A 5,212-nucleotide genomic window follows, 5' to 3' on the forward strand; every position below is an offset into this window, starting at 1 on the left:
ACAGGCTCTTAATTCACCATCACAACCCCGGTGATACAGTCGCGTCCGATCTGTATCACGACCCAATGCTGACTACACCCTCTGTATCTTGCACGGATCTATTGTCTATTTCTCGATAAAAATAAGCTCATTGAGCGACCTCGCCTCTTAATTGCTTACAAGGAGCCAACGACGAGTGCTGTATTCGAGCCCGGTGCTGACCACTGAGAGACTACTGGTAGTTTTGCCGTGTTGTGACCACATAGTTGGAGGGTGACAGCACGAGGTACGGCGATCCACGTTCAGAAACTACTCGTAGATCGTATTATTGCGAATAAATACGTGAAACGTGGAGAAATCAGTCGATGATCGACGCGTAGTTGGATCTTCAAATATTGAACCAGACGCTTCTACCACCGGTTTCCCTTCCATAGAATCGCCGGCTCAACCAGACCATAGCTCACAGCCTTCGCTGCTCTCCACAATGCGACGCTCTAACCTTGACACCCTTCGCCGTCAAGAAAACAAAACCGTTCACAGCACGAGCGAAAGGTAGAGGCCACCGACGAGCAAGGCGTTATAGAGGCCGTGAATCGCCGAGACGACGAAGAGGCTCTCCGTCCTGACGTAAATTACGCCCCACAGACAGGAGATGGCAAACAGGAGGGTAAGCGTGACTGCTAGCGCAGAGAAGCCAGCTGTGAGATAGGCCGGAATGTGGAACAGCGCAAAAGCGATGCTTGCGATAGCAATCGCTGGAATCGTCGAAAACCACTCGTGAAGGTATTTTTGAACGATGTTTCGATACAGTAATTCTTCGACCGGTCCGTTCACGAGCAAAAAGAGCGGAATCAACGCAAGCAACAGGCGAGGATCGGCATCTTCTGCATTGAAAAGCGCGTGGTCAGAGACAGGTAAGCCAAGTCCCTCAATGAGAACCAGAGCCGTCGCCCAGATTGCGAACGAGGCACCTACGCCCGCGATGATGATACCGATTTCGCGCATCGACGGCCAGCCAAGGTCAAGGTACGACAGTCCCCGCCGAGTCACCCAGAGGAAGCCGAAAGCAACCAGTATCAACCCGAGATACTCAAAGACAAACAACATCGGAAGGAGGAGTTCAACGGGGCGGTCAAAGCCGACGACCAGCGCTGCTGTCAGCCCTGTCACCTGTCCAAGGATGAGCGAGCCACTAGCCAAGAGGGAAACCGTATAGATTGCAAACAGGCCGTCGACGCGGACGGCTTCAGCACCATACTGAGAGAGGCGAACAATTGCATACCGGCGTGACCCATCTGCAATGGCGATCAAGACGAGAACGAACACGCCGAGCCCAACGGTTCTTTGAAGCGGTGACGCTGGACTGTCGGGAAAGGCAATGAGCACGGTCAGTCCGACAGCCATGAACCCAAGAAACAGCGTCAGTGCGCCGTGGACGAGTGCGGCGACGACCGAGGGAACAAGTGTCTCGACGTTACCAAAGACCTCCGCCGTCTCGAATTTTGGGAAGGCGGCCCCGATTCCGAGCGCAAAGCTGGCACTGGTGATGACGACGCCGGTGAGGAGGACAACTCCCAGCGCCGCGAGCGCAGGCGTGGTAAACGGCCCGGTTGCCGCAAAGAGCAGCGTCCCGGAGACGACCAACACGAACCCGAGCGCACTCCCGGCAAGTAATCGCGCATGGGCAAACGTGTGCCCCGGTGTTTCCGAGAGTACAAGCTGTGAAAGCATTGCACCTTCCGTTCCCAGTGGGTTCAAACAGAAGAGACTCCCTGCGAACCAGAGCCCAAGCATGACGAGGCCGACACCGAGTGCTGGCGGGAGCGAACTCGGTGATTCGAGCACAAGCGGCAACAAGAGTGCCATCACCAGAAAGAGATAATATAGCAGGTAGACGTACTGGTCGGGCCGACGGACCGCCGTTCGAACGTAACTCATCGCCAGTCGAAGCGTTCGGGAACGAGCGGTCAGACCGCTGTTTCGACCGATTGTATTGCTGGCACGGATCGTGTCGGGAATTGGTCGCCCCTTTTCTGGAGTTACGTGTTCACTGGACTGGTCACCTTCTTTCCTCTTTTCGCCGGGCGTTGCGTACCAGAAGACAGGTGACACGCGCATTTTCACTGCAAAAACCGCAGGGATACCAAGCAGGACGAACACGGCGGCAAGAGCCGACTGCAGCCCAACTGGTTCAGCCATCGGTGAACCAACAAAGAGCAAGTCGGCGTACCACCCGATGAAGAGAACCGGCTCACCCGTCGGGACCTGTTCGGCAGCATCAGTGGGCTGTCCCGAAAACAATCCGGCACCAACCGCTGCGCCGAAGATACCAATCGAAAGCGAGGCAGTCACCAGTCGGCGTACCGCGTCAGGCAATCTAAGACGCTCAATCGCGAGCCAGAGGAGGTACGCGAGGAGTAACCCGGTAAGCATCGCAAGCAACAGCAGCGGAATCCCGGCTACCACGAGCGCAACCGGAAACAGCGGTGACTGCGCACCGACGGCGTACGCACTCACCGGGACGAAGAAAAAAACCAGCGGAGCAAGCCACGTGCCAAGAAGGTAGAGGAGTTTCCCGATGACAATTGCTCGGGTGGGTGCGCTGGTCAACAACAGCTGTCGGACGGAGTCCCGTGCCAGCGACTGTGCCGCGCTCAACCCAGCGATAACGGCAAAAACCAGCAATCCCGGTAGGATGAGGTTTCGACCTGCCGCAACGATGGGAAAGTCAGTGCCATCTCGCGTTTCGATACCGATGGCATAGCCCTGCTGGAGTAACACCAAGCCAACGGGCAGCATTAACAACCCAAAAAGGCCATAAAGGGTCTGCTGTCGACGGGTGTTGTTCAACCGCCAGAGGTCGATGGTATCCGCCCAAGCAATCTGCATTCCGAGTCGGATATCCCGCTGAATGGCAGTCAGCGTCTGTTCTCTCGTTGAACAATCCTCACCTGACATTGGCGGTGGTCGTGTAGTCAGTCGTTATGTCGAGGAATGCCTCTTCGAGCGTACCCGCGCCATCGGTGCATTCGGTTCGTGTGACCAGTTCTGCAGGCGTATCCTCAGCAACCAGTTGACCTTCGTAGAGGACACCAACGGTATCCGCGAGTTCTTCGACAACGGAGAGAATGTGTGAGGAGAGAAAGACGGTCATCCCGGCTTCGACCTGCTCGGTTATCATCTGCATGACGGTCCGCGAGGCTCGCGGGTCCAGCCCGTTGGTCGGTTCATCGAGGAAGGCCACGTCAGGCTCGTGAAGCAGCGCTTGGACGAGGCCTACCTTGCGGCGCATTCCCTGCGAGTATGTGCCGATTCGGTCATTAGCAGCATCTATAAGATCGATGCGGTCAAGCAGGGTCTCGATTCGCTCATCTGCAGCGGCCGCTTCCATTCGGCGCAAATCAGCGGCGTATGCAAGTTGCTCTCTCGCGGTAAAGGACTCATAGACGGGCGATTCGTGGGGCAGGTAGCCGATATGTGATTTCACCCGGTCGCGGTTGGTGATAGGAACGCCCATCACCCACCCAGCACCGGATGAGGGTGGTAACAACGTCGTCAACATCTGGATCGTCGTCGTCTTCCCTGCTCCGTTCGGTCCGAGAAAGCCGTAGACCGTTCCCCGAGGGATAGAAATATCGATGTCGGAGACAGCGACGGTGGAGCCAAATCGCCGGGTCAACCCATCTGTCCTGATGGCAGCGTACTCAGGCGGTCGGGTGGCCGGGTTCGTCTCAGTCATCAGCCGTTGTGCATGCAGGTGACGGCAAAGACGGTTTTACTTGTCTCGGCTGATCTGTTTTGTGAAACGTCCTCGTTTCGGATCGCGGTCCGTCTACGACTTCCATAATGGAACGAGTGAGCGGTTTTTGATTCAATCTTACCCCAACATGTTGGATCAGGAGTGGTGAAGAACGTTTCTCATATCAAGGTGTCGCGGCTGACGAGGAAGTCGGCGACACAACCACAGTCGATGACGACGGCGCTGGTTCGGGGTCACCGTTCTGACTTGTTCACAGGGACACAGTCTGCTTTTGCTTTGGTACCGGTCGAAGTTACACCACCAGTGAAAGCCCCTTCACTCTGCCAGTGCTGTGGGGGCCAACATGTTGGTGTAAAACTCATTTTGGTTCCATTAAATTCGCCTGATATGTCCATAAGCGACGTTGGATGCAGCGTCCTAATCGAGAGAAGTGAGTTCAGCCAACCGCTTTTTTTCGAGGCAAGCGGGGACTCTGCGATTGCAGACCCGATGTTGTGGATTCACATTCTAGCAGGTGCAATAGCATTACTCGCTGGTCTCGCTGCCATCGTGACAGTAAAAGGCGGACATCGGCACAATCTGGCTGGGAGAGTTTACGGGACGACGATGGGCATCGTCGTCGTGACATCCTTCCCACTCGCCATCTGGGCGGATAACTGGTTTCTGTTCGCAATCGCAGTGTTTACTGGGTATCTGATCACTGCCGGTTACCGTGTCATCACGCGCCGTCGTGCAGGGATGACGAAGCCCACACGTTCAGACTATCTGCTCCAGTTCACGATGCTCACTGCAAGCGTTGGTATGATCGCAGGCGGTGGGTACGGAGCCGTAACCGGTGTCATGGAGCTTGGTGAGGTGCTCGTGGTGTTTGGCGGGATTGGCGGGATTCTCGCTGCTCGCGAACTCTACCAATATCGCGTACCACTGGCTGAACAGACGCCATGGTTCGAACGCCACATTGCGTTCATGGGCGGAGGGTACATTGCGACGGTGACTGCGGTGGTTACCGTGAATCTCACAATGCTTCCAGACCTACTCCGCTGGCTAGGTCCAACTCTCGTGGGGGTACCGTTGATCTTCCTCGCTATTCGGAAATACCGACCGCGTTTTGGAGGAAAGACTGCTTGATTCAACCACACACTAATGATACTGGAATGAACCAATACAAGCGAGTCAACATGTTGGGAGCAGTACCACGGGGTACGTAGATGGGTGTTATAGAGATTCGAGGAGAATACCTGACCCGACACTGTCTAGTTAGCTAGCACCTCGGCGGGTGTTCGCTGATCTAGTGCTTGATGCGGTCGCTGTCGGTTGTAATAATGTACGAATTGCAAACACCAGCGGCGAGCGCTCGACCGACTGCCGACCCATGAGCTATGGAAGCGGTCGATCCTCATTTTGAGTGTCTGAAACCACTTTTCGATCAGGTTTCGGTCGGTATAATCACGCCGACCGCTGAGTCCTAATCGA

4 protein-coding genes are annotated in these 5,212 nt (G+C 55.6%); 1 reads left to right on the forward strand and 3 read right to left on the reverse strand.

Translation table 11 applies throughout. The features are described 5' to 3' along the window. Positions 1–513: 513 nt before the first annotated feature. Both CHB65_RS16465 and CHB65_RS16470 read right to left on the reverse strand, forming a co-directional pair. Complete coding sequence (locus CHB65_RS16465; protein WP_089386099.1) at positions 514–2,937, reverse strand: CPBP family glutamic-type intramembrane protease; 2,424 nt, start codon at positions 2,935–2,937, stop codon at positions 514–516. Next, positions 2,927–3,718, reverse strand: coding sequence for an ABC transporter ATP-binding protein (locus tag CHB65_RS16470; RefSeq protein ID WP_089386100.1), 792 nt, complete (start codon positions 3,716–3,718; stop codon positions 2,927–2,929). Before CHB65_RS16470 ends, CHB65_RS16465 begins: the two co-directional genes overlap by 11 nt. A 408-nt stretch (positions 3,719–4,126) precedes the next feature. Between CHB65_RS16470 and CHB65_RS16475 the strand changes: the two genes are divergently transcribed. Next, complete coding sequence (locus tag CHB65_RS16475) at positions 4,127–4,867, forward strand: hypothetical protein (RefSeq protein ID WP_089386101.1); 741 nt, start codon at positions 4,127–4,129, stop codon at positions 4,865–4,867. A gap of 125 nt (positions 4,868–4,992) precedes the next feature. Here CHB65_RS16475 and CHB65_RS16480 read toward each other — a convergent pair. Then, a partial coding sequence (locus CHB65_RS16480; protein ID WP_143420475.1) for an integrase core domain-containing protein occupies positions 4,993–5,212 on the reverse strand: 220 nt, incomplete at its 5' end.

Source organism: Halorubrum vacuolatum (genome assembly GCF_900188065.1).
Classification (GTDB): Archaea; Halobacteriota; Halobacteria; order Halobacteriales; family Haloferacaceae; genus Halorubrum; species Halorubrum vacuolatum.

Coding starts and splice junctions, on each gene's coding strand:
- CHB65_RS16465 (WP_089386099.1), bottom strand. CDS start 2,937: ATGTCAGGTGAGGATTGTTCAACGAGAGAACAGACGCTGACTGCCATT.
- CHB65_RS16470 (WP_089386100.1), bottom strand. CDS start 3,718: ATGACTGAGACGAACCCGGCCACCCGACCGCCTGAGTACGCTGCCATC.
- CHB65_RS16475 (WP_089386101.1), top strand. CDS start 4,127: ATGTCCATAAGCGACGTTGGATGCAGCGTCCTAATCGAGAGAAGTGAG.